22 protein-coding genes are annotated in these 24,650 nt (G+C 57.3%); 7 read left to right on the forward strand and 15 right to left on the reverse strand.

What is annotated here, in order from left to right; translation table 11 throughout:
• The first annotated feature begins 311 nt into the window (after positions 1-311).
• Entirely contained in the window at positions 312-1,436 is a 1,125-nt protein-coding gene (gene pelB, locus CPA59_RS20720) for a pectate lyase PelB (protein ID WP_107760604.1), read from the forward strand.
• Positions 1,437-1,605: 169 nt separating this feature from the next.
• Positions 1,606-2,868: a pectate lyase PelZ gene (pelZ, locus tag CPA59_RS20725; RefSeq protein ID WP_107760606.1), complete on the forward strand. Its 1,263-nt coding sequence runs from the start codon at positions 1,606-1,608 to the stop codon at positions 2,866-2,868.
• 250 nt (positions 2,869-3,118) lie between these two features.
• Here the strand turns inward: pelZ and ppiA are convergent, their stop codons facing one another.
• The 14 genes from ppiA to pilM form a co-directional block, all read right to left on the reverse strand.
• On the reverse strand, positions 3,119-3,691 hold the full coding sequence (gene ppiA / locus CPA59_RS20730) for a peptidylprolyl isomerase A (protein ID WP_038920429.1): 573 nt from the start codon (positions 3,689-3,691) through the stop codon (positions 3,119-3,121).
• Between the two features lie 244 nt (positions 3,692-3,935).
• Positions 3,936-5,090 (reverse strand): mandelate racemase family protein, encoded by a 1,155-nt coding sequence (locus CPA59_RS20735; RefSeq protein ID WP_107760608.1) that lies wholly within the window; start codon positions 5,088-5,090, stop codon positions 3,936-3,938.
• A gap of 292 nt (positions 5,091-5,382) precedes the next feature.
• On the reverse strand, positions 5,383-6,387 hold the full coding sequence (trpS, locus tag CPA59_RS20740) for a tryptophan--tRNA ligase (RefSeq protein WP_038920431.1): 1,005 nt from the start codon (positions 6,385-6,387) through the stop codon (positions 5,383-5,385).
• A 1-nt stretch (position 6,388) separates the two neighbouring features.
• Positions 6,389-7,087: a phosphoglycolate phosphatase gene (locus tag CPA59_RS20745; RefSeq protein ID WP_038664935.1), complete on the reverse strand. Its 699-nt coding sequence runs from the start codon at positions 7,085-7,087 to the stop codon at positions 6,389-6,391.
• Positions 7,080-7,757 (reverse strand): ribulose-phosphate 3-epimerase, encoded by a 678-nt coding sequence (rpe, locus tag CPA59_RS20750; protein WP_107760609.1) that lies wholly within the window; start codon positions 7,755-7,757, stop codon positions 7,080-7,082. The genes CPA59_RS20745 and rpe overlap by 8 nt, the downstream gene beginning before the upstream one ends.
• A gap of 139 nt (positions 7,758-7,896) precedes the next feature.
• A complete protein-coding gene (gene dam, locus CPA59_RS20755; RefSeq protein ID WP_038664929.1) occupies positions 7,897-8,724 on the reverse strand; it encodes an adenine-specific DNA-methyltransferase in 828 nt (275 codons plus the stop codon).
• A 76-nt stretch (positions 8,725-8,800) separates the two neighbouring features.
• Positions 8,801-9,862, reverse strand: coding sequence for an SPOR domain-containing protein (locus CPA59_RS20760; RefSeq protein WP_107760612.1), 1,062 nt, complete (start codon positions 9,860-9,862; stop codon positions 8,801-8,803).
• Positions 9,863-9,996: 134 nt separating this feature from the next.
• The gene (gene aroB, locus CPA59_RS20765; RefSeq protein WP_049842586.1) at positions 9,997-11,082 is read right to left on the reverse strand and encodes a 3-dehydroquinate synthase; all 1,086 of its coding nucleotides are present in this window, start codon (positions 11,080-11,082) and stop codon (positions 9,997-9,999) included.
• Between the two features lie 53 nt (positions 11,083-11,135).
• Positions 11,136-11,657, reverse strand: a complete 522-nt coding sequence (gene aroK / locus CPA59_RS20770; RefSeq protein WP_038669202.1) for a shikimate kinase AroK — start codon at positions 11,655-11,657, stop codon at positions 11,136-11,138.
• A gap of 601 nt (positions 11,658-12,258) precedes the next feature.
• A complete protein-coding gene (gene hofQ, locus CPA59_RS20775) occupies positions 12,259-13,569 on the reverse strand; it encodes a DNA uptake porin HofQ (protein WP_049842585.1) in 1,311 nt (436 codons plus the stop codon).
• 3 nt (positions 13,570-13,572) lie between these two features.
• Complete coding sequence (locus CPA59_RS20780) at positions 13,573-13,863, reverse strand: HofP DNA utilization family protein (RefSeq protein WP_229705568.1); 291 nt, start codon at positions 13,861-13,863, stop codon at positions 13,573-13,575.
• A gap of 62 nt (positions 13,864-13,925) precedes the next feature.
• Positions 13,926-14,480 (reverse strand): hypothetical protein, encoded by a 555-nt coding sequence (locus tag CPA59_RS20785; RefSeq protein ID WP_255412251.1) that lies wholly within the window; start codon positions 14,478-14,480, stop codon positions 13,926-13,928.
• The gene (locus CPA59_RS20790; RefSeq protein WP_107760614.1) at positions 14,477-15,037 is read right to left on the reverse strand and encodes a PilN domain-containing protein; all 561 of its coding nucleotides are present in this window, start codon (positions 15,035-15,037) and stop codon (positions 14,477-14,479) included. Before CPA59_RS20790 ends, CPA59_RS20785 begins: the two co-directional genes overlap by 4 nt.
• On the reverse strand, positions 15,031-15,954 hold the full coding sequence (gene pilM, locus CPA59_RS20795) for a type IV pilus biogenesis protein PilM (RefSeq protein ID WP_107760616.1): 924 nt from the start codon (positions 15,952-15,954) through the stop codon (positions 15,031-15,033). The genes CPA59_RS20790 and pilM overlap by 7 nt, the downstream gene beginning before the upstream one ends.
• Positions 15,955-16,273: 319 nt before the next feature.
• Between pilM and mrcA the strand changes: the two genes are divergently transcribed.
• Entirely contained in the window at positions 16,274-18,832 is a 2,559-nt protein-coding gene (gene mrcA / locus CPA59_RS20800; protein WP_038920436.1) for a peptidoglycan glycosyltransferase/peptidoglycan DD-transpeptidase MrcA, read from the forward strand.
• Positions 18,833-18,945: 113 nt separating this feature from the next.
• On the opposite strand, the gene nudE is transcribed toward mrcA, so the two are convergent.
• Positions 18,946-19,497 carry an ADP compounds hydrolase NudE gene (nudE, locus tag CPA59_RS20805; protein ID WP_038920437.1) on the reverse strand — a complete coding sequence of 184 codons (552 nt, stop codon included), beginning with the start codon at positions 19,495-19,497 and terminating at the stop codon, positions 18,946-18,948.
• Between the two features lie 423 nt (positions 19,498-19,920).
• Here nudE and CPA59_RS20810 point away from each other — a divergent pair, with 423 nt between their 5' ends.
• The 4 genes from CPA59_RS20810 to hslO all read left to right on the forward strand — a co-directional run bounded on the left by CPA59_RS20810 (position 19,921) and on the right by hslO (position 24,387).
• Positions 19,921-22,050 (forward strand): intracellular growth attenuator family protein, encoded by a 2,130-nt coding sequence (locus tag CPA59_RS20810; RefSeq protein WP_049854229.1) that lies wholly within the window; start codon positions 19,921-19,923, stop codon positions 22,048-22,050.
• 176 nt (positions 22,051-22,226) lie between these two features.
• Complete coding sequence (gene yrfG, locus CPA59_RS20815; RefSeq protein WP_107760618.1) at positions 22,227-22,931, forward strand: GMP/IMP nucleotidase; 705 nt, start codon at positions 22,227-22,229, stop codon at positions 22,929-22,931.
• Entirely contained in the window at positions 22,928-23,341 is a 414-nt protein-coding gene (hslR, locus tag CPA59_RS20820) for a ribosome-associated heat shock protein Hsp15 (protein ID WP_038920441.1), read from the forward strand. Before yrfG ends, hslR begins: the two co-directional genes overlap by 4 nt.
• Positions 23,342-23,514: 173 nt before the next feature.
• On the forward strand, positions 23,515-24,387 hold the full coding sequence (gene hslO / locus CPA59_RS20825) for an Hsp33 family molecular chaperone HslO (protein WP_107760620.1): 873 nt from the start codon (positions 23,515-23,517) through the stop codon (positions 24,385-24,387).
• Positions 24,388-24,650 lie beyond the last annotated feature (263 nt).

Genomic DNA, 24,650 nt, shown 5'->3' on the forward strand with positions numbered 1-24,650 from the left:
GCAAAAACATAATCACCTCTAATAATGAACCGCCGTTCCAACTATTGAAATGTCCCACTTTTGAGCTAAAACTGAGCACAGGTTGATTCGTGCGATTCGGTTTTACTTATCTATCCCCTAAATATTCGGGTTGCGGGCAGACGGCAACCGGCAAACCCCAGCGACAGAAGCAAGTAACTGGGGCAAGCGAGGGTCGTCGGCGCGTTCGTAACCTGAAACATGACCGGGATACCCCTGCCGCACCAACCTATAAAGGGCATGTGGAACGATAAATGCCCATCTCACATTTTTCAAAAACAGGAATACTACTCATGAAATCATTCATTGCCCCGATTGCCGCCGGTCTGCTGCTGGCCTTTAGTCAATCCAGTCTGGCTGCGACGGGCGGTTATGCCACCACTTCCGGGGGCAACGTGACAGGAACCGTCAGCAAAACCGCAGCATCCATGCAGGACATCATCGATATCATCGATGCCGCCAAACTCGACGCCAAAGGCAAAAAGGTGAAAGGCGGCGCGTACCCGCTGGTCATCACCTATACCGGTAACGAAGATTCGCTGATCAACGCCGCTGCCGCCAATATCTGCGGCCAGTGGAGCAAAGACGCCCGCGGCGTGGAAATCAAAGACTTCACCAAAGGCATCACCATCATCGGCGCCAACGGTTCTTCCGCCAACTTCGGCATCTGGATCGTGAACTCCTCCGACGTAGTAGTACGCAACATGCGTATCGGCTACCTGCCGGGCGGCGCTCAGGATGGCGATATGTTCCGTATCGACAACTCGCCGAACATCTGGCTGGACCACAACGAACTGTTTGCCGCCAACCACGAGTGTGATGGCACCAAAGACGGCGACACCACGTTCGAATCCGCCTTTGACATCAAGAAAGGCGCCACTTACGTCACCATTTCCTACAACTACATCCACGGCGTGAAGAAAGTCGGTCTGGCAGGGTTCAGCGCCTCTGACAGCGCCGAACGCAACATCACTTACCACCACAATATCTACAATGACGTCAACGCCCGTCTGCCGTTGCAGCGCGGCGGTAACGTACACGCCTACAACAACCTGTACACCAACATCACCAGCTCTGGTCTGAACGTGCGTCAGAACGGCAAGGCGTTGGTCGAAAGCAACTGGTTCGAAAACGCGGTGAACCCGGTGACGTCCCGCTACGACGGCAGCAATTTCGGCACCTGGGTGCTGAAAAACAACAACATCACCAAACCGGCTGATTTCGCTACCTACAACATCACCTGGACGGCGGATACCAAAGCTTACGTCAACGCCGATAGCTGGACTTCCACCGGCACTTACCCGACTGTGACCTACAGCTACAGCCCGGTCAGCGCACAGTGCGTGAAGGACAAACTGGCTAACTACGCTGGTGTCGGTAAAAACCTGGCCGAGCTGACCAGCTCAGCTTGTAAATAATCGGTTCCCATCAGCCACGCTGATGTCTGGAACCCCATCCGCCCGGCAAGCCCGGGCGGATAGCGGAGCCACTATGGAGCGGGGGAGCGACATTCGCTCGCCCGCTTTTTTATCTCGCCGTGTCACTAATGCCAGACAGGACACGACCCGGCATAAGGAGCAAGCCATTATGAAACATACCCTTCTGTTTGCTTTACTGTTCAGCACCAGCGTCCTGACCGCTCAGGCCGCCAGCACCGCCGCCCCCGACCTGAAAGGATTCGGAACCGAGACGGTAGCGGGCAGCGGCGGCAAAATCATCCGCGTGACTACGCTGGCCTCCAGCGGCGCCGGCTCGCTGCGCGAAGCGCTGGCCACCAAAGGCCCGCGCATTATCGTGTTTGAAGTGGGCGGCGTGATCGACATATCGGATAGAGACATCCGGCTTGCCGAACCTTACGTCACCATTGCCGGTCAGACTGCACCGTCGCCGGGCATCACGCTGGTCAAGGGCGGCATGATGATCTCCACCCATGACGTACTGATACAACATATCCGTTTCCGCATCGGCGATAACGGTCACGCCAAGAAGAGCGGCTTTGAGAAAGATGTGTCGCTCTACGGGCCGGACGCCTATAACGTGGTGGTAGACCACTGTAGCTTTGCCTGGGGCACCGACGAAAACCTGTCGGTTTCCGGGCCGCGTTACGATGGTCAGTCCGGTACGGCTCATAACGTCACCTTCTCCAATAACATCATTGCGGAAGGCCTGTACGACTCCAGCCACTCCAAAGGCATTCACTCGATGGGCACGCTGGTCCACGATAACGTGACCAACGCGGCGATCATCGGCAACCTGTACGCCCACAACAACGAGCGTAACCCCTGGTTCAAGGGCGCGACTACCGGCGTGGTGGTCAACAACCTGATCTACAACCCAGGCATCTGGGGTATTCGTGTCGGTGCGGTGCAGAGCGAATGGGAAGGCCGCTCCCTGCCGGTGAACGCCAAAGTGGCGATCGCCGGTAACGTGATGTATCACGGCGCCAACACCAAGTCCGGCCTGTCGCTGGTCGGCAGCAACACCACCGGCGGCGATGTCTGGATGAGCGACAACCTGGCCTTCGACAAATCAGGCAAGGCCGTGGCGCAAACCTCCGGCACCGGCATCAACCTGCTGAAATCGGCGCCGGTATGGCCCACCGGGCTGACCGCGATCAGTTCCTCGTCGGTGGTCAGTCAGGTGACGCAGCACGCCGGCGCTCGCCCGAAAGATCGCGACGCGGTGGATAAACGCATCGTCAGCGATTTCCAGAAACGCAGCGGCACCTTCGTCAACAGCCAGAGCGAAGTGGGCGGTTACCCGACCGCAGCGGCTACCCAACGTACTCTGACAGTCCCGAGTACCGGTGTGGACGCCTGGCTGCAGCAAATGGCCAAAGAGCTGGAATAACGTCGGCTTTTATCCGTTCAGTGCAATAAAACTTTACCGGCGAATGCCAGTCACGCTAAGTGGCTGGCATTTAACATTTTATTGGTGGGGTAGCGTTGCCTGACGGCTAAAGACGTGTCTTTATCAGCCTGCGCTGATTAAAGATAGGAAGCGGGCGCTTAGCACCGGTTGAAATAAAAAATCCCCTTACCGTTCAACGGCAAGGGGACAGCGTTAACCTCTCATCAGGACATGTCAGGTCAGTAAGCGATTATTTCTTAATGATTTTCGCTGACTGAATCACAATCGGTTTGGAAGGCACGTTCTGGTACGGCCCCACATTTTCTGTCTGAACCTGAGAAATCTTGTCAGCTACTTCCATGCCTTTCACCACTTTACCGAAGACGGCGTAGCCAAAATCACGCTGGCCGTGATCCAGAAAAGCGTTGTCCGCGACGTTGATGAAGAACTGGCTGGTGGCGCTGTCTTTTTCGCTGGTGCGCGCCATGGAAATGGTGCCGCGCAGGTTACGCAGACCATTGTCCGCTTCATTCTTGATCGGCGGATTGGTGGGTTTCTGCTTCATATCGCTGCCGAAACCGCCGCCCTGCACCATGAATCCCGGAATTACCCGGTGGAAAATGGTGCCGTTGTAAAACCCGCTGTTGACATAATCAACAAAGTTTTTCACGGAAACCGGCGCTTTTTGGTCGTCCAGAGCCAGCTCAATGTTGCCCGCGGAGGTTGTCAGCAACACATGGGTGGACGTGGTAGCGGCAAAAGCCGGTGAAAAAGCGGTCAGAGAGAGTACAGTTACTACCGCTGCCAATATACGTTTTGACATGAAGAATTCCTTTTGAGGATCAACGACAGAAAGCGTACCGATTTTAAATAGCCACACCTTTCTGCGCTACCCATTTACCTTTTTTTACGCGATCCCAGCCACCCATTGGCGATAAAAAGAGCACTATTTGCGCTCTTAACCCCCCACAGGACAGACGATGGCGACAATCGCGCTCCCCCGGTGCCGGATTCCCGCTGCCGGGGGAGGTAAAAACCGTCAAAAGGAAGACGTCTGAAACGTCTTATCAGTGCTTGCTCAACGTATGGGCATCAATCCAGTCAAAATTAATGTCCTCGCCCAAACCGGGACGCTGCGACAAATGGACATACCCTTCTTCGTCCATCGGGTCGACCAGCGTATTCAGATAGGCCGCCGGCTCGTCGTAGTTCAGGAACGGATGCAGCAGGCCGCGTTCGTACCAGCGGCAGTTTTTAATCGCCCCCACCACCGCCAGGTTCGGCGCGCCGTTGCCGTGAATTTCGCAATCCATGCCGAAGGCTTCCGCCAGATGCGCCACCTTGAGGCACGGCGAAATCCCGCCCACGCCCTGCACCCCGGCGCGCAGAATGTCGCAGGCGCCCTCTTTCACCCAGTCGGCGCGGCTGAAGTGTTTTCCGCCCAGGCTTTCCGGCCCGATGACGTCAATGTCCAGATTCTTGTTCAGCCAGCTGTAGGACGCCATGCTCTGCTCTTCCATCGGCTCTTCGAACCAGGTGAAGTTCAGTTTTTGCAGTTCACGGCCGATATACAGCGCCTCGCTGCGGCTGTACCAGTGGTAGCCGTCCAGCATCAGGCAGATATCCGGCCCCACCGCCTCGCGCACCGCCGCACAGGCTTTGACGTCCATTTTCGGGCTGGGCGCGAACGACACCGGCGGCATCCAGGTGTGCAGTTTGATGGCCTTGTAACCGCGTTTCACCAGCTTTTCAGCGAACCGGCCGTATTCTTCCGGCGTGGACAGGCCGCCTGTCAGCTCGTCGCCGCACATGGTGCTGCCGTAGGCCGGCACTTTATCGCGGTAGCCGCCCAGCAGTTTGTACACCGGCAGGTTCAGCGCGCGCCCGGCCAGATCCCACAGCGCCTGCTCGGCGATCGCCAGCGCGCGGTCGGTCAACTGGTTGGCGCTGCCGCGCTGCCAGTGCACCAGATCCTGCCACAACCGCTCACGATCAAACGGATCCTGCCCAATCAGCACCTTGCGGAAAAAGCTGTTCACCACATACGGGCGGATCACTTCCGGCGGCGCAAACGCATAGCCTTTGTGACCGCTGTCGGCGGTGATGGTCAGCAACGCCATACTGGCCTGATGCTCATCGCCCGGATGAGAATGTCCTGCGCTGTCGGAAACGCGACGAGTGGGATAAGTGAAGACGGTGACGTCGATCGATTCAATTTTCACGTTGATTACCTGCCTGAAGGTGAAGCGCCTGCCAGCACGGGCTCTTATAACCATAAGAAGAACGGAGAGAGAATAAAAACACAGTGCTGATTTAATAAAATTGCGTTTTATTTTTATCGATTATTGAGGAAGTCTGCTGTGAGGTCATTAGGCAATCTATAACATTTGTGAAAATTATCCACCCGATGATTATGCAATTGCCCTATTTACAAGTGTCCGCCCATCAGGGCATAAAAAAAGCGCCGTTCCTGATGGAAACGGCGCTGTCTGAACCGGTCTGGCGAAAATCAGATTACGGGCGAGCCACGAATCCAACCACGTCATACACCTTGCGCAGCGTTTCCTGCGCGCGGGCGCTGGCTTTCTGCGCACCGTCACGCATCACCTGCTGCAGGAAGGCTTCATCATCGCGGAAGCGGTGATAACGCTCCTGCAACTCGATCAGCATGCCGGAGACGGCGTCCGCCACCGCGCCTTTCAGGTGACCATACATCTGGCCGTCGAACTCCTGCTCCAGTTCGGCAATGGATTTTCCCGTCACCCCAGAGAGGATATCCAGCAGGTTGGATACGCCGGCCTTGTTTTGCAGGTCGTAACGCACCACTGGCGGCTCGTCGGAATCCGTTACCGCGCGTTTGATCTTCTTCACCACCGATTTCGGGTCTTCCAGCAGGCCGATGACGTTATTACGGTTGTCATCCGACTTGGACATTTTCCTGGTCGGCTCCAGCAGCGACATGACTCGCGCGCCGGATTTAGGAATGAACGGCTCCGGAATACGGAACGTTTCACCGTAAATAGTGTTGAAACGCTGGGCGATATCACGGCTCAGTTCCAGATGCTGTTTCTGGTCTTCCCCGACCGGCACCTGATTGGTCTGGTACAGCAGGATATCGGCCGCCATCAGCACCGGGTAATCGAACAGACCCGCGTTGATGTTTTCTTCATAACGGGCGGACTTGTCCTTGAACTGGGTCATGCGGCTCAGTTCGCCGAAATAGGTGTAGCAATTCAGCAGCCAACCCAGTTGCGCGTGCTCCGGCACATGCGACTGAACGAAAATCGTGCTTTTCTGCGGGTCGATGCCACAGGCCAGATAGAGCGCCAGCGTGTCCAGCGTCGCTTTGCGCAATTGCTGCGGGTCCTGGCGGACGGTGATCGCATGCTGATCCACGATGCAATAGATGCAGTCAAAATCATCCTGCATGTTGACCCACTGACGTAACGCACCCATGTAGTTACCAATGGTCAACTCGCCTGACGGCTGTGCGCCGCTAAATACAATGGGCTTACTCATGTCATGCTTCCTGATCGTTTGAAAGGGGTAACCCGGCAAGGGTCAATAAATCTGCAAAGCGATCCAGCACCACGTCAGGGTGGCTCAGGGCAATCGCCTCGCCATAGTTATAACCGTACGTCATGCCGACGCACGGGCATCCGGCGGCCCGCGCCGCCTGTATATCATTGCGCGAATCGCCGACGAACAGCAACTCGTTCGCCCGCAGACCGAGCTTGCCCAGCACCATATACAGCGGTGCCGGATGCGGCTTCTTCTCGGTCACATCATCGCCGCCCAGAATCAGCGAGAAGTCGTTGCCGATCCCCAGCATCTCCAGCAACGGCGCGACAAACGGCGTCGGTTTATTGGTGACTACCGCCATGCGAAAACCGCGTTCGGCCAATTGCGCCAGCGTTTCCTGCACGCCCGGAAACAGCAGGCTACCGCTGTCCACCGTGCGGGCATAATACTTGTCGAACAGCGAACGGGCGTCATGAACCTGCCGTGCCGTCGGTTCCATACCAGCCCAGCGCAATGCGCGCTCTACCAGCACATCGGCGCCGTTGCCAATCCAGGTGGACACCAGCGCTTCGCCCGCGCGAGGCAGTGACAACGCACCCAGAGTCATATCGACCGCTTCGGCCAGCCCCGGCGCACTGTTGATCAGCGTGCCGTCAAGGTCGAACGCCAGCCCGCGAATCGCAGAGAAATCAGTCATGACGTACCGTCTCCAGTTCCTGTCGCATACGCTCAATCACCGCCCGGTAATTCGGTTGGCCGAAAATCGCCGAACCAGCGACAAACATGTCCGCCCCGGCCGCCGCAATCTGCGCGATATTCTCGACTTTAACGCCGCCATCCACTTCCAGGCGAATATCGTAGCCGCTTTCATCAATCCGCTTACGTACCTGGCGCAGTTTATCCAGCGTGGACGGAATGAAAGACTGGCCGCCAAAGCCCGGATTGACGGACATCAGCAGAATGATGTCCAGCTTATCCATCACGTAATCAAGATAACTCAGCGAGGTGGCGGGGTTAAACACCAGACCGGCCTTGCAGCCGTGATCCTTGATCAATTGCAGGGTGCGGTCGACATGTTCGGACGCTTCGGGATGAAACGTGATGAAACTGGCGCCGGCTTCGGCAAAATCAGGGATCAGCCGATCCACCGGTTTTACCATCAAATGCACATCCACCGGTGCGGTGATGCCATAGTTGCGCAGAGATTTCAGCACCAGCGGACCGATAGTCAGATTGGGAACATAGTGATTGTCCATCACGTCAAAGTGGACCACATCCGCCCCGGCCGCCAGGGCCTGCGCCGTGTCCTCGCCAAGACGGGCAAAGTCAGCCGACAAAATAGACGGGGCGATTAAAAACGGTTTCATGCGTTTCTCCAAACCATCAAGTCTGCATTTCGCTGCCGGGCGCTATGGATTAATCTCACACCTGCGCAGCCACTCTGTAGGGGAACAACCCTTTTACTTCCTCACATCGCGCCCATCCGCCCGCAGCGCCCGATCACGCTCAGAACGCTGCCTGACAATACAACGCAAGCAACTCATTGACCTTACTGCGGCCCGAAATATTGCGGCTGATGGTGCGACGCGCCTTGACCACATACAACGACGAAGCGTCACGGTACCATTCACGAGTCAGTACCGTATCGTGATTGGAAATCAGTACCGGGATCTGGCTTTGCGACGACAACTGCTGCGCCAGCTGCGCCAGATTCTGTTGGTCCCGATTATTAAAGTTGTTGGTATGGTACGCCGTAAAATTGGCCGTAGCCGACAGCGGCGCGTAAGGCGGGTCGCAATACACCACCGAGCCCGGGGAGGCGTTAGTCAGCGTCTGCTGATAATGCTCGCACACGAACGTAGCGTTCTGCGCCTTTTCCGCAAACCAGTAAAGCTCTTCTTCCGGAAAATAGGGTTTCTTATAGCGCCCAAACGGCACATTGAACTCGCCACGCATGTTATAGCGGCACAGGCCGTTATAACAATGACGGTTCAGATACAGAAACAGCAGCGCCCGACGATAATCATCGGTACAGAGATTGAACTCCTCTCTCAACCGGTAAAAAACATCCGAGGTATTCACTTCATCGATAAACAGCTCGCGGGCATCGCGGATGAAAGCATCGGTTTCGGTTTTGACAATTTTATAGAGATTAATCAGATCGCTGTTGATATCCGCCAGAATATAGCTGTCGTAGTCAGTATTGAGAAATACGGAACCCGCGCCCACGAAAGGCTCGATTAATCGCTCTCCCGCTGGCAGATATCGGCGAATCTCTTCCACCAGCGGATACTTCCCACCGGCCCATTTTAAGAACGCGCGGTTTTTCTTCATGCCGTCGTTAATTACTCACACAGTTCAGAGCCACGGATTGTACTCTGTTTAGACAGCACATCAGGGCCAATTGGTCTTACTTGGTCAAGTCCTGCTTCACCTGACGGATCGGCCTGACCCATGGTTTTTTCGCCTGAACATCAGCAGGCAAGGACGCAATGGCGCGTTTGGCATCCTCCGGCGAGGCGTAAACACCATTCACCAGAACATACCAGGGCCGCCCGTCACGTTTCGTTTCATATACCCAGTAATTCGCCAGCCGCTGTTCCCGGGCATACGCTTTGAGGGAATCCTCGCGGGAGGCGCTGCTGAGTTGCAAAGTAAAGTGGCCGGCCGGCGCACTCTGGATAGCCGTACCGCTCTGGCTTCCGGCTGACGTCGCCGGTTTGACCGCCGCTGCCGGTTTGCTGGCCGGTGCGGGCGTCACGGCCGTCGTGGGTGCCCGATGCGCATTCGCAGCAGGTTTGGCGCTCTCTTTCGCCTCGGCGGCGGTTTTATGAGATGCCGGAGAAGGCTGTTTTTCCGCCTGAACATGGGCAGGAGATTTCTCCGCAGGCTGAGCACGTCCGCCTTTGGTTGCCGGCGCCAGCACGGTCGCCGGTTCGGTCGGCAACCCGGAAGACAACGCGTTCACCCGGTCCTGTTGCTGAGGCTGAGACAGCGCATCGGTAATATTGCCCGGCAATTCAATACGCTGCTGGTTGCTATTCTGCGAAGGCAACGGCGCCTGCGTGGGCGTACCGGAAACAGGCTGACCACTCAGCGTCTGCGCAGAGCCTGCGCCCGCATTCGGAGCGGCGACCGGCGCCGGAGAAGAGGGCTGAAGCGCCGCCGCCGGTGGCGGTGGCGGTGTTCCCGGTTCCTGACTGGAAGACATGGACGATGACAGATCGATATTCCTGTCAGAACCTGCTGGTTGCGACGGAGCCGAAGATTTGTTCTGGCTGGGAGATTGCAGAGCAGAACCAATGCCGATGATCAGCAGCACCAGTACCACAATACCGATACCAATCATGGTGTGTTGTCTGGATAGCGAGACACTGGGGGCAGCGAAGCCTTTGCTTCGTCTCTGCTGGCGCGCAGGGCGTCGATCGCTGGTATCCGGCTTCAATTCTTCTTCCGGATTGAACTCATCCATTTATACCCTCCAACTGAAAGGCTAGCTTCCGCGGACATCTGACACTGCGAAAGTCTAAATCATAAGGCATTGTATTTTAAACGTAAACTACCACAACTCCGGCTGCTGGCTATTCAGCCAGTCAGGGAGTGCGTTCAGGGAAGGCAGTCGGCAATGGATGCCAGCACCAGTTCGTGCGATACGCCCGCTCGGACTTCCGACTGACCTATCGCCGTGGGCAGAACCAGACGCAGTTCCCCCGCCAGAACCTTCTTGTCCCGCATCATGTGCGGCAGATACGCTTGTGGAGCCATTTCACGCGGCCCGGTGACAGGCAATCCGGCCCGCAGCAACAGCGCCCTGATGCGCTCGACATCGTCAGCGCTAAACTGCCCGAGACGGCGGGCGGCCTCGGCCGCCATGACCATGCCCGCGGCTACGGCTTCGCCATGCAGCCAGTTGCCGTAGCCCATTTCCGCTTCAATGGCATGTCCATAAGTGTGGCCCAAATTCAGCAAGGCGCGCAGTCCGGATTCACGTTCATCCGCCGCCACCACCTCCGCCTTCAGTTCGCAACAACGGCGAATACAGTAAGCCAGCGGTTCATCCTGCAGGCTGCGCACAGCGTCAATATGCTCTTCCAACCATTCGAAAAACGCGCGGTCAAGGATGATGCCATACTTGATCACTTCAGCCAGACCGGAGGAAAGCTCGCGTGCGGGCAGCGTTTTAAGGCAATCCAGATCGACCACCACCGAAGCAGGCTGGTAGAACGCGCCAATCATATTTTTGCCTAGCGGATGGTTGACGGCGGTTTTTCCGCCGACGGACGAATCGACCTGCGCCAGCAGCGTGGTCGGAACCTGAATGAAGCGAACGCCGCGCTGATAACAGGCGGCGGCAAAGCCGGTCAGATCGCCGATAACGCCGCCCCCCAACGCGACCAGCGTGGTGTCGCGCCCATGCGGCCGGGCCAGCAAGGCGGAAAACACCTGCTCCAGCACGGTTAAAGACTTGAACTGCTCGCCATCAGGCAGAATCACCTGATCAACCCGCACGCCGCTTTTTTCCAACCGATCACGCAACGCATCCAGATAAAGCGGCGCCAACGTCTCATTGGTCACCAGCATGGCCTGATCGCCAGCCTTCAGCGGCATAAAAGAAGCCGCATCGTTGAAAAGACCGGCGGCGATCGTAATGGGGTAACTGCGTTCCCCGAGGGTTACGGTGACTCTTTCCATGCGCGTTCCATTGATCTGTCAGAAACCTGCGGTGTGCAGGAGATTACACAAAATCAGTTGCTTTCCAGCATGCTGATGATCTGGTTGGCAACGACCTTGGCGCTTTGTTCATCGGTGCGAATCGTGACATCGGCGATTTCTTCATACAGCGGATTACGCTCTTTCGCCAATGCCTCCAGCACTTCGCGTGGTGGGGTTTCAACCTGAAGCAACGGACGTTTTTTATCTCGTTGAGTACGGGCCAACTGTTTTTCAATGGTGGTTTCCAGATACACCACCACGCCGCGTGCAGACAGGCGATTGCGGGTTTCGCGTGATTTCACCGAACCGCCGCCTGTTGCCAGTACAATGCCCTGCTTTTCCGTCAATTCATTAATGACTTTCTCTTCGCGATCGCGGAAGCCTTCCTCGCCTTCCACATCAAATACCCAGCCCACATCAGCCCCGGTACGTCGCTCAATTTCTTGATCGGAGTCGAAGAATTCCATATTGAGCTGCTGAGCTAACTGACGGCCAATAGTGCTTTTGCCGGCACCCATAGGCCCAACCAGAAAGATATTGCGTTTCTCTGCCATTTTTTTGGTATTACTAAGAAATTCGTTAATGATAACCCGCCCCGCCATGTAACCTGCGGCGGAACCTAAACTGAAACCTCATGAGCGATAGTGCGAGAATCAGACAAAAAATTATCTCAATACTCAGGGTAGTTTGGCAACCGAATAAAATGCCACACGAATCAGGCAGCGATAAACCGTGCGTTTTATCTATACCCGTCATACTTCAAGTTGCAGGTGCGTTGGCGTTATTACGCGGCCCATACATGGGCCTCGCCCCTTCCAGGCCGCAGCACGCTGTGTTAAACGCTGCTCACGGCAACGTTGTCACGCCCTTTGTCGCTTACTGATGTAAACGCCCGAGGATTCGCTGCGTCGCCGCGTTACCAGGCTCATAATGAGCCTGGCCCTGAAAGGCCAACGCGTTGCGTTGTTTAAAACGCGAGCGTTTTGTCCTGCAACTTGAATTATTTGGGGTGTACACCGCTGATGTAACACCACTTCCGTGCTCAAGCCGCTATCCTTGTATGCTAAAACGAGGGTATCGTCAAACGATGAAGGGCACTATTTTAACAAAGCGGGCCCACAAGACAGGCGGCGCTGCTCGTCCGCCTGCCCGCCTTCAGGCCGCCGGAGCGCGTCTGGCCGACTGGATCAGCGTTGGCGTAATAAAGATGACCAGCTCGCGGCGCGTGTGCTGCTGATTACCGCTGCGGAACCATTGCCCTATGCCCGGCAACGCGCCCAGCCCCGGAACCTGCCGCTCGCCCTGATTCTTCTGCTGCTGGAAAATACCGCCCAGCACAATGGTTTCACCATCCTGCACCGTCACCTGTGTCTGGATTTCCTGTTTATCGATCGCCAGTATTTCGCCCCCTTCGCCCTGTTTGATGGCGCGTCCCGGCATATTCTGGCTAATCAACAGATTGAGCGTTATCTGCCCGCCATGCAGAATCCTGGGCGTGACTTCCATTCCCAGCACCGCTTCTTTGAACTCAATCGACGTTGAGCCGCTGGCGCCGCTGGACACCTGATACGGAATTTCCGTGCCCTGCTTGATGCTGGCCGTCTGCTGATGTGCGGTAAACAGGCGCGGACTGGCAATGATCTCCACTTCATTTTCCTGTTCCAGCGCCATCAATTCCAGATCCAGCAACCGTCCGTTCAACTTCGCCAGATGAAACCCCGCGTTGACGGCGGGCGACTCCACCGGCAGGCTGACGCTGAAATTGTTCATTTGCAGCGCCTGCCCCGTCGTCGCGGCATCGCCCAGTCCCCAGTTGACGCCCAACGCCTTAAGGTGCTCACTGCTGATGGTCACGATATGCGCCGCCAGTTGCACCTGCGCCAGCGGTTTGTCCAGTTCCCCGACCCAGGGACGAATTTGCTCCAGCGCTGAAACGACATCCCTCACCAACAGCGTATTGGTGCGTTTGTCCACCGTTACGCTGCCACGCTCGGTCAGTAAAGTACCGCGCTGACTCTGCAGACTCGCTACCACGTCGGCGGCTTCCGCGTACTGCAAGGTAACGGACAGATTCTGCAACGGCAGTTGCTGGCGCTGTTTGGCCGCCAGCTCCTCCTGTTGCCGCTGCCGGTCTTTCGTATAGGTGTCGGGGTAGACCATCATGACGCTGTCCTGCCGTTCAATCGTCAACTGACCCATGCGCAGAATAATATCGAGCGCCTGCTGCCAGGGAACCTGCTGCAAATTCAGGCTGACGTTGCCCGTCACGCCCGGCGCCACCACCAGATTAAGCTGCTGGTGATCGGCCAGCGCCTGCAAGACGCGCTGAACCGGCACATCATCGAACGCCAGCGAAACCGGCTCGTCGCCGCGGGCTTCGGCTAGCACACCGCTAAACAACATCATCAGCCAGATTAGCCAGCCGTACCGACGTAACCGCCCGCCGGGAAAACATCCTGTCTTCATGCGTTATTCCTTTTTGTGATGAAAGGGCGAGCCAAGATGAACCTCTGAAGCCCCACAATGCACCGTCTCGTCTGCCGGGCGCAGCGTGGCGCCAGTGCTATCCAGCCGCGTAATCCGCCAGTCGCCGGGCGGGATAACGTCGCCATCGCGGACTCGCAGCCAGCCGCCTGGCGTCTGCGCCAGCCATCCGACCCACTGCGATGACGACCCCACCATGCCTTTCAACCGCCATTCATCCGGTAACGTTCGGTTCTCGCATGATGCGACCAGACGCGGCTGAAACGGATCGCGCATCGTCTCCGCCCTCGTCATTCCCGACAGCCAAGCGAGCCACAATATGATGCCTCGCCATCCGCTCATCGCGCCGTCTCCACTGGCTGCGGCAACGACAGCCGCAGTTCGGTGCGCAGCCCGGCAGGCGTTTTTCGGATCGTCAGATGATCAATGCGCAGCACCACCGGGAGCGCCCTGAAACGCGTCAGAAAATTCAGGGTCGCGGCATACTCCGCGTTAAAAGCCAGCAGCCAGGCAGGCGCTGTCGTGTTCATGTCTTCCGGCTGCACCGGACGCCACGTCACCAGATGTACGCCGCTATCACGTAGCGGCGCTTCCAGCCACGCTGCCACGCGATTCGACGACCAGTCCGCCGCCAAGGGCGGCTGATCCGCCAGCCAGCGCTGAAGCGCGTGCAAGGCTGGCATCCGGGTAATGTTCTCCCGCCACTGCGCAATGACCAGCGTACTGTCCCGATGCTGCTGCTCAAGTTGCAACAGCAACTGCCGTTCTGCCGAAATCCATACCCCGCCGACAATCAGCGCCGCCAGCATCACCAGCGCTGATGGCGCCAGTAGCAGTAACCACAACGGCGTCGCCAGCCAGCGGGCAGTCATGGGGTAAAGCCATGCCATCATCCGTTGTCTCCCGTCTCAGCCAACGCCTGCCAATACAGGCGCAACGAGAAAACCAGCCTCGAACTATCCTGCGTGTCGCGCTGCGTCTGTTGTACGCTGGCGTGTTCTATCTGCGGTAACGTCGACATCGCCTTCGCCAGAGTGACGATAGCAGAATAGTGATTACTCACTCCGGATATCTGGAGATGCGCGCCGCTATCGCCGATTTCCGTTAGCCAGAGCGAATCGGGCACCAGCGTCGGCAACTGTTCAAGCAACGCCTGATAGCGCAAATTCTGCCGCCGTCCTCGTTCCTGCGCCGCCTGCTGCGCCAGCCGCGCTTCCCGCGCCTGCCAGGCATCCCGCGTCCGGCGGTAGAGCTGTTCATACTGCGACCGTTGCGACTGCGTTTGATCGAGGCGCAGCCGCAGTTCCGCCAGTTGTTGCTGCCAGTACCCACCGACCACGGCCGCCGTACAACCGATGCCAAACAGCGAGAAACCCAGCGCCAGCAGGCTCAGCCGCATACGCCGATATAACAGGCGCTGGCGCCACGCCAGAAGATTAACCGTCAACATGGCGTATCCTCCGGGCGCATCGCCAGACCACCGGCAATGGCAAAGGCGGCGGGAAACGTCGGCAACGGAGGTTGCTGCCGCTCAAACGCGCTCAGGGGGGACCAGGGAATCAACGTAGCGGGAAGCTGTTGCAGATACTCCGGCGCAGATGCGCTGAGATAGGCCTGATGAGAAGCGTTATTTTGATAGCAGGTACTTACATACTTCAGTACATCAGGCGACGTCGCAACGCCATCCGAGCGGCTCGACATGTCATCTGAATAAATGCCATCTGAATAAATGCCATCTGAATAAATGTCGTCGGGATAAAAAGTACCGAATGCCAGCGGCTCCCCCAGCGGTGCAACCCACAGCCAGTGATCGTCGAAGCGGTGCAGCAACAGGCGATCGGTCGCCAGTCCGGCCTGGGCTGCCATGCAACGCAAAGCGCAGGGAGTAATATCCACAGCGTCGGGTTGCAGGCCGGCATCGCGCAGGCAATGCAGCCAGATGTTCAATTCGGTTTGGCGCGCCGCGGTGACCAGCAGCGTATTCGGCGTTTGCGGGTCGGGGCGATAATCCAGCGCCAGATCGTCGCCGCTGATCGGCAACGCCTTTGCCGCCATCTTTCCGATATATTCGCCGCGCCGCGGCTCACGCAAACGGCGGTCAGGCAGCGCCAGCCGTTGCTGCAGTACCCGCGAGGCGGGAAATCCCAACCGCAATGAAACAAATCGTGGCAATTCCTGCCGCCATTGACGAAGAACCGTACAAAGCGCGGCGGGATGATGTAGACTACCGCCGCTTAATGTTCCGCCCGGCAACGGCAACTGCCACCAGTGGCGCAATTGCCAGCCATGCCTGCGGCGTTGTACGGCCAGAGCACGCATAAAACCGTTCTGGATATCCAGTCCAACCTGCCAGATGGGATAAGCCATGAGTGTTCGATCTCCTTATCGTTTCATAACAGAACAGATACCCGATGGATGTCGGGGTACAGATAAGGCGGCCACCGACCGGGTGAATCCCCAGGAACTGAACCCGGTAGCGGCAGGGTGACAAATCTGCCGGGCTGATTCGGCCCCGGTTTGCAGCGCCCCCATGCGGGGCGAGGCCCAGAGAAGGGCCGTATACAGAGGGCGGCCAACGCATCTGTAACCTGAAAGATGACGGGTATATCCACCTTGCTGGCTTCCCTTTATACTAGCGCCCGTCTGTTTATAAACTATTCAATTGCTACTGAATGGAAAATCTCCGGTGAAGTTCGTAAAGTACCTATTCATCCTTGCAGTGAGTTGCATTCTGCTGGGAGCCGCTTCGCTCTATGGCCTCTATCGCTATATCGAGCCGCAGTTACCTGATGTCGCCACGCTGAAAGACGTCCGTCTGCAGACGCCGATGCAGGTTTACAGCGCCGACGGCGAGCTGATCGCCCAGTTTGGCGAAAAGCGTCGTATCCCGCTGAAGCTGGATCAGATTCCCCCCACGATGGTGAACGCGTTTATCGCCACGGAAGACAGCCGTTTCTTCGAACATCATGGCGTTGACCCACAAGGGATTATCCGTGCGGCGGTGATCGCCCTGACGTCCGGTCACGCCTCGCAGGGGGCGAGCACCATCACCCAACAGCTGGCGCGAAACTTCTTTCTGAGCCCCGAGCGCACGCTGTTGCGTAAAATCAAAGAAGTGTTTCTGGCGATTCGCATCGAGCAAACGCTGACCAAAGACGAAATTCTTGAGCTGTACCTGAACAAGATCTATCTGGGTTACCGCGCCTATGGCGTCGGTGCGGCGGCGCAGGTCTATTTCGGCCGTCCGGTGGACCAGTTGACGCTGGCGCAGATGGCGATGATCGCCGGTCTGCCGAAAGCGCCGTCCACCTTCAACCCGCTCTACTCCTACGATCGCGCCGTCGCTCGCCGCAATGTGGTGCTGTCCCGTATGCTGGACGAAAACTACATTACGCAGACGCAATACGATCAGGCGCGCAATGAAAAGCTGGTGGCGGATTATCACGCGCCGGAAATCGCCTTCTCCGCGCCCTATCTGGCCGAAATGGTTCGTCAGGAAATGGTGAAGCGTTACGGCGAAGATGCGTATAACGACGGTTATCAGGTCTACACCACCATTACCCGCAAGTTGCAGTTGGCGGCGGAAGACGCGGTGCATAATAACGTCATCGCTTATGACATGCGCCACGGCTACCGTGGGCCGGAGCAGGTGCTGTGGAAAGTGGGCACCCCGGCCCTGACGCAGGATAAAATCGTCGAGGCCTTGAAAAAGCTGCCGGTTTACGGGCCGCTGTTCCCGGCGGTGGTGACTGACGCCAGCGCCGACAAAGCCCATGCCATGATGGCCAACGGCGACAGAATCGAACTGCCGCTGGCAGGGGTACGCTGGGCGCGCGCCTACCGCTCGGATGACCAGCAGGGCCCCACGCCGAAGCGCGTGACGGACGTGCTGGAGGCCGGCCAGCAAATCTGGGTGCGTAAAGTCGATAACGACTGGTGGCTGGCGCAAGTGCCGGACGTCAACTCCGCGCTGGTGTCGCTCAATCCGAAAGACGGCGCCGTGCTGGCGCTGGTAGGGGGTTTCGACTTCAACCAGAGCAAGTTCAACCGCGCCACGCAGGCGCTGCGTCAGGTCGGTTCGAACATCAAACCGTTCCTGTATACCGCGGCAATGGATAAAGGGCTGACACTGGCCACCATTCTCAACGACGCCCCGATTACGCGCTGGGATCCGGGCGCCGGTTCCGACTGGAGCCCGAAAAACTCGCCTCCGGTGTACGACGGCCCGATCCGTCTGCGTCAGGGGTTAGGGCAGTCGAAAAACGTGGTGATGGTACGCGCGATGCGCGCGATGGGCGTGGATTACGCCGCCGATTATCTGGAGCGCTTCGGCTTCCCGGAACAGAACATCGTGCATACCGAATCGCTGGCGCTGGGCTCGGCGTCCTTTACACCGCTGCAGGTGGTGCGCGGTTACGCGGTGATGACCAACGGCGGTTATCTGGTCGACCCTTATTTCATCACCAAAATCGACAACGCCAGCGGTAGCACCGTATTCAGCGCCACCCCGAAAGTGGTGTGCGATACCTGTAATCTGCCGGTGATCTACGGGGATACCCAACGCTCCGCCGTTCTGTCGGATGACAGCATGGAAAACGTGGCGACCTCGCAGGAAAACCCGGTGCAGGCCGCGCCGCAAGCTGACCCGGCCACACCGTCGGAAGTCGCCAGACAAGCGGCGACGCAGCCTTATGCGCCGCATGTCATCAGCACGCCGCTGTCTTTCCTGATCAAGGATGCGCTGAACAGTAATGTGTTCGGCGAACCGGGCTGGATGGGGACGGGCTGGCGCGCGGGCAAGGTGCTGCAACGCCGCGATATCGGCGGTAAAACCGGTACCACCAACAACTCGAAGGATGCCTGGTTCTCAGGTTATGGCCCCAATATCGTCGCTTCCGTGTGGATTGGTTTTGACGATCACCGCCGCGACCTTGGCCGGACGTCGGCATCCGGCGTAATTCGCGACCAGATTTCCGGTTACGAAGGCGGCGCGAAGAGTGCCGAACCTGCCTGGGATGACTTCATGAAGGTGGCGCTGGCGGGCGTACCGGAACAGAAAACGCCGCCGCCGCAAGGCATCGTGACCGTCACCATCGATCGCAGCAGCGGCAAACTGTCGGATGGCGGCGCCAACAGCCGTCAGGAATACTTCATCGATGGCACGCAGCCGACCGAACGGGCAGTGCATGACGCCGGCACCACGCTGTTCAATACCAGCAGCGGTCAGGCGGAAGAGCTGTTCTGATCCCGGCGGCGATACGTTTCTGATTGAGATACGTTTCTGATTGAGATAGCAAAAAGGCGCGATTATCGCGCCTTTTTCTTTGGTTATCGATCGTTCTGGCAGGTCGCTGTCGGTTATTGCCGGCCCAGCCACTGTTGCGCCAGAAACAGCGCGCTGACGTTGCGCGCTTCGCGAAAATCCGGCTCTTTCAGCAGCGACATCATGTCCGCCAGCGGCCAGCGCACCAGTTGCAGCGGTTCCGGTTCGTCGCCCTGCAGGCGTTGCGGGTACAGGCCGTTCGCCACCACCACATTCATACTGCTGGAAAAATAGGACGGCGCCATCGTCAGGGTGGATAACAATTCAAACTGTTCCGCGCCAAACCCGGCCTCTTCCATCAGTTCACGGTTAGCCGCTTCAAACACCGTCTCACCCGGATCTATCAAGCCCTTGGGAAACCCCAGTTCATACTGCTCAATCCCTACCGCGTACTCACGAATCAACAGCAACTCGTCGCCGCTCACCGGTACAATCATCACCGCTTCGCGGCCCGATGGACGCATACGCTCGTAAACGCGGCGCTCGCCGTTGCTAAATTCCAAATCAACGGCTTCCACATTGAACAGACGTGAACGGGCTACGGTCTCAACCTTGAGGATTTTGGGTTTTTGCAGGTTATTATTCATCGTGGCCTCTATAAGGAAACATCAACAGGCTTTCCCTGTTCAGGCCAATGGTCGGCACGGAACAAAAAACCGGTAGAGCCGCAGTTTCCTACAGAATCTTCAGTGAGTCACATTGTGCGTTAACATTAACAGCTGCTGCAACTCTATCATGGTGACTTTACATATCAGCAACACCACGTACACATTAATTTTTTTTATACAAAAATCATGGCGTGCGCATAGCCGGTTATTGATGACTCATCAGAAAAAATTCAGACTTTCCTCATTTCAGCAATATCTCCCGCTTGCTAACATACGCTGTTAAACAACTAATAGTCGGTTAATTCAGTCATTAACCATGCGACGCGGGTTAACATTGTTCGTGTAGTTTTGTTACTATCCGGAAATAACAGAGGGAACCTTACGCTGTTGGCTGGAGATAATATGCGCACAATACTCATCATATTGGCTGTATTGTTTGCCTGTCTGATTGCGGTAGGGGGGATCATTGGCTATCTAATGTATCGTCGTCTTCTATTCGCCAAACGTTTGCCAGTTACACCGTCGGGACATCGTCAACTGACGGCGTCGGAACGTATTGCCATCGAACGCTATCTGGCCATGTCCCATCTGGACGGCCCGGTTTCGTCGTCCGTTCCGGTCGCGTCGCCGCGTCTGCCTCGTCTGCTGCCGGGCAACCGGGTGTATCCCATTACTCATAGCATCACTCGCTATGGGCTGAGTACCGATGCGCCCAACAAATGGCGCTACTATATCGACACTCAGGAGATTCACCTGCCCGCGCGCTGGGAGCAATACATCACCCAGAACAATGAGATCGAGCTGATCAAAACCCGTTCGATTCCGCTGGTGGTTTCACTCAACGGTCATTCGCTGACGGAATTCGTCAATGAGATGGATTCCAGCACCGGCGCCGATATCTCTGGCGAACAGGCGTCGATTCGCCCGGAAGTCCATGAGCACACCGAACTGGTGGCGATTCGCAGGGAAACACTGGAAGAACACGCCGTGCACCGCTCACGCGGCCTGCGCGAAACCGGGGTGCTGAGTCTGGCGTTTTTGCTGCTGGTGTTCAGCCTGACCAGCCCGCTGGCGATGCTGCCCTGGCTGGCCGGCGCCGCCTGCCTCATGGCCGGTTGGGGATGCTGGCAGCTGTTCCGCCCGCCCTCGCAGAAAGAACTCCGCGAGGTGCATTGCCTGCACGGCACGCCACAATGCATGGGGTTGTTCAGCGACGCCAGTCAAAGCCAGATCGGCAATGTCTCTCTCGGCAATATTGATCTCATCTATCCCCCTCACTGGCAGCCTTATATCGGCTACGATCTCGGCAGAAAAACCGATGTGGATATCTACCTGACCCGCCAGGTCGTGCGTCAGGGTCATTACCTGTCATTACATAACGAAGTCAAATTCTTCCCGCTACAGCAATGGGGCAAAAACGCCGTACTGGCGGTTGGCGCGCTGTTAAGCCTGATCCTGTTGTTGACCTCGGTGCCGCTTGATCTGCCGTTGAAACTCAGTCTGGCCTGGATGCAGGGCGCAAGCAGCATCAAGGTGACTCAGGTAGAAGAACTGGAGCGTATGCCGCTGCACATCGGCGACAAATTGCAGATCCGCGGCAGCGGCATGTGCTATGTGCCGCCGATCAACCTTAATCCGACCTCCTCCCGGGCCTCGGCGTTTGCGCCATTTGATTGCGCCGCCATTTACTGGAACAAGGCCGCGCCTCTGCCATTGCCCGAGTCGGACACCATCGAGAAAACCGCCGCGCTGCAAAAGACGGTCAACGAGCAGTTGCACCCAGCCGTCAGCGACAATCAGGTCAGCTCGCAACTGGCGGACGCCATTCAGAAATCCGGCATGATTCTGCTGAATAATTTCTCGGATATCGTGCTGAAAACCGATGCGCTGTGTGAAAAAGAAGAAGATTGCACCCGGCTCAAAAACGCGCTAATCAATCTGGGCAACGCCAAGAACTGGGATCTGCTGGTTAAACGTGCGCGTTCCGGCGCGTTGAAAGGCATGAGCGTGGTGCTGCGCCCGGTGAGCGCCGAGTCGCTGGATTCGCTGGTGAAAAACGCCACCGACGAGTTCTATAGCCGCGAAATCATCACGGCGTCCAATTCGCTGAACAGTCCGCCGCCGGGCGGTTTTCTGATTCGCAGCGACGAAGGCCGCCAGTTCGTCAATCATCAGATGCCCGCCACGCCGCTGCGCGATTTCCCGCCGCAGGAGCAATGGCAGGAGCTGCAACGTCTGTCATCCCTGCTGCTGCACACGCCGTTCGAGTCCAACGGCGTGATTACTCAACTGAGCATCGATGCCAACGGTACCCGTCATATTTCGCTGCACAGTGAACCAGACGCGGTCACCATGTGGCGTTCGCTGGGCGCCTGCCTGCTGTTGCTGGCCTTCAGCGTCATTCTGATACTGAATCTGGTGTTGCTGCTGGTGAAACGCCGCCGCAGTCAGCAGCGTATCGCCAACATCCAGCAATACTACGCCCGCCATCTGGTGCCGGAAGCGCCCGCCGCCACCGCCATGTACGGATAATGGACTTCGCTCCCAGGTCAACAGACTCCGCTCCCAGATAAGGTAACCGGCATAATCGACCGGTTACCTCAATCGACGAGTGCGATCGGCCGCGTTTAGCGGTTATGCTACGCTGATAACATCGACTGCCCCGCCTCCGGCCCAACCGGAAACGGGGCGTATGTCCCGGAGTGTGCATGAATCCCGAACTGAACTGGAATGAGATCGATACCGTCCTGCTGGATATGGACGGCACGCTGCTCGACCTGGCGTTTGACAGCTATTTTTGGCTGCAACTGGTGCCGGAATCCCTGAGCCGCCAGCGCAATATCAGCCTGGATCAGGCTCAACAATTGATCACGGCGGAATATCAGGCGGTGCGCCATACCCTGAACTGGTACTGCTTTGATTACTGGAGCGACCGGCTGGGGCTGGATATCTACCAAATGACCAGCGATATCGGCCACCGCGCCCGCCTGCGCGACGATACCACGCCGTTTCTGCATGCACTGCGCGAAAGCGGCCGCCGGACTATTTTGCTGACCAACGCCCATCCGCACAGCCTGTCGGTCAAGATAGCCCACACCGGGCTCGATCGGCACCTTGATTTATTACTTTCCACCCATACTTATGGGTATCCCAAAGAAGATCAGCGGTTATGGCGATCCGTTCAGGCGGAAACCGGGTTTAACCCGGCGCGTACGCTGTTTGTGGATGACAGCGAACCCATACTGGATGCCGCCAGAACGTTTGGCATCCGTTATTGTCTGGGCGTCAGTAATCCTGACTCGACCTGCCGGCGGGAAAACCGTTTTCGGCAGCATCCGTCGATGAATGACTATCTGGCGTTGCTCCCGGGCATCCACCAGTCGGTTTTCGTCGGCAATCAGGAGTGCTCATGAGCAAAGACAGCCAGCATGACGATGACAATGCGGTCCGGTTGGACAAATGGCTGTGGGCGGCGCGTTTTTACAAAACCCGCTCACTGGCGCGCGAGATGATCGACGGCGGCAAAGTGCACTATAACGGCCAGCGCAGCAAACCCGGCAAGCTGGTGGAGCTGGATGCCGAAATCACGCTGCGTCAGGGCAACGACGCGCGCACGGTGATTGTCCGCGCCATCAGCGCTCAACGGCGCACGGCGGCGCAAGCGCAGGCGCTGTATGAAGAAACGCAGCAGAGCATTGAAAAGCGGGAAAAACTGGCGCAGGCCAGAAAGCTCAACGCCCTGTCGATGCCGCACCCGGACCGGCGGCCGGATAAAAAAGAGCGCCGGGATTTAATCAAATTCAAATACAGTGACGCGGAATAAGAGCCTGGCCCACCAGGCGTTATTGGCGCAGCCAGTTTGGACACGGACAGCGCGGAGAACCCGGAGCGTACACCTAGTACGTGAGGATTTCGAGCACTGTCCAGGGCCAAAATGGCAAGTAAAATAGCCCCGGTGGGCCAGGCTCCAAGCCGTCATCACCACGAGAGAACATTATGGCCAATCATGACCAATTGCATCGTTATCTGTTCGAAAATCATGCCGTTCGCGGCGAACTGGTAACAGTAAGCGACACCTTCCAGCAGATGCTGGCCAATCACGACTACCCTGCGCCGGTAAAAAACCTGCTGGGTGAAATGCTGGTCGCCACCAGCCTGTTGACCGCCACGCTGAAATTCAGCGGCGATATCACCGTGCAGTTACAGGGCGACGGCCCGCTGAAACTGGCGGTGATCAACGGCAATCATCAACAGCAGATGCGCGGCGTCGCCCGCCTGCAGGGCGACATCGCCGCCGACAGCTCGCTGCACGACATGGTGGGCAACGGCTATCTGGTGATCACCATTACCCCGACCGAGGGCGAGCGCTATCAGGGCGTAGTGGGGCTGGACGGCGACAACGTGGCCGCCTGTCTGGAAAACTATTTCCAGCAGTCCGAGCAGTTGCCGACGCGCCTGTTCATCCGCACCGGCAAACACGATGGCCGCCAGTGCGCCGCCGGGATGCTGCTGCAGGTTCTGCCCGCGCAGCACGGCAACCGCGAAGACTTCGACCACCTGGCCCAGTTGACCGCCACCGTCAAGAGCGAGGAACTGTTCGGTCTGCCGGCCGACGAGGTGCTTTATCGGCTGTATCATCAGGAAAACGTCACGCTGTATGAGCCGCAGCCGGTAGCGTTCCAATGCCACTGCTCGCGGGAACGCTGCGCCGACGCGCTGATGACCCTGTCGGCGGACGAGGTCAACGACATTCTGGCGCAGGACGGACAGATCGATATGCACTGCGACTACTGCGGCAGCCATTATCTGTTCAGCCCGCAGGATATTGCCGACCTTCGCCAGCCCGGCGCCGAGCCGACCCTGCACTGATTCCCCGTTTCAGCGGCCCGCCTGCGGGCCGTTTCTCTACTTTCACAACAACGTTCACAACAACAATACGACTCACAACGACGGTACCACTCACAACGACGGTACTACGAAAAAACCGCCCGTTATCTCACCCGGTCATTTCGCTTACACAACAACCGTTTGCTTACTTTTTCTTCACATGTATAAGCAAAGTTATTAATGAATTTATTTAATTTTTTGATTGTTATCGCGGTTAAAATAAGCTCACCTTCTAGACTTACTAA

The organism is Dickeya sp. Secpp 1600, from assembly GCF_003049805.1.
Taxonomy (GTDB): domain Bacteria; phylum Pseudomonadota; class Gammaproteobacteria; order Enterobacterales; family Enterobacteriaceae; genus Dickeya; species Dickeya fangzhongdai.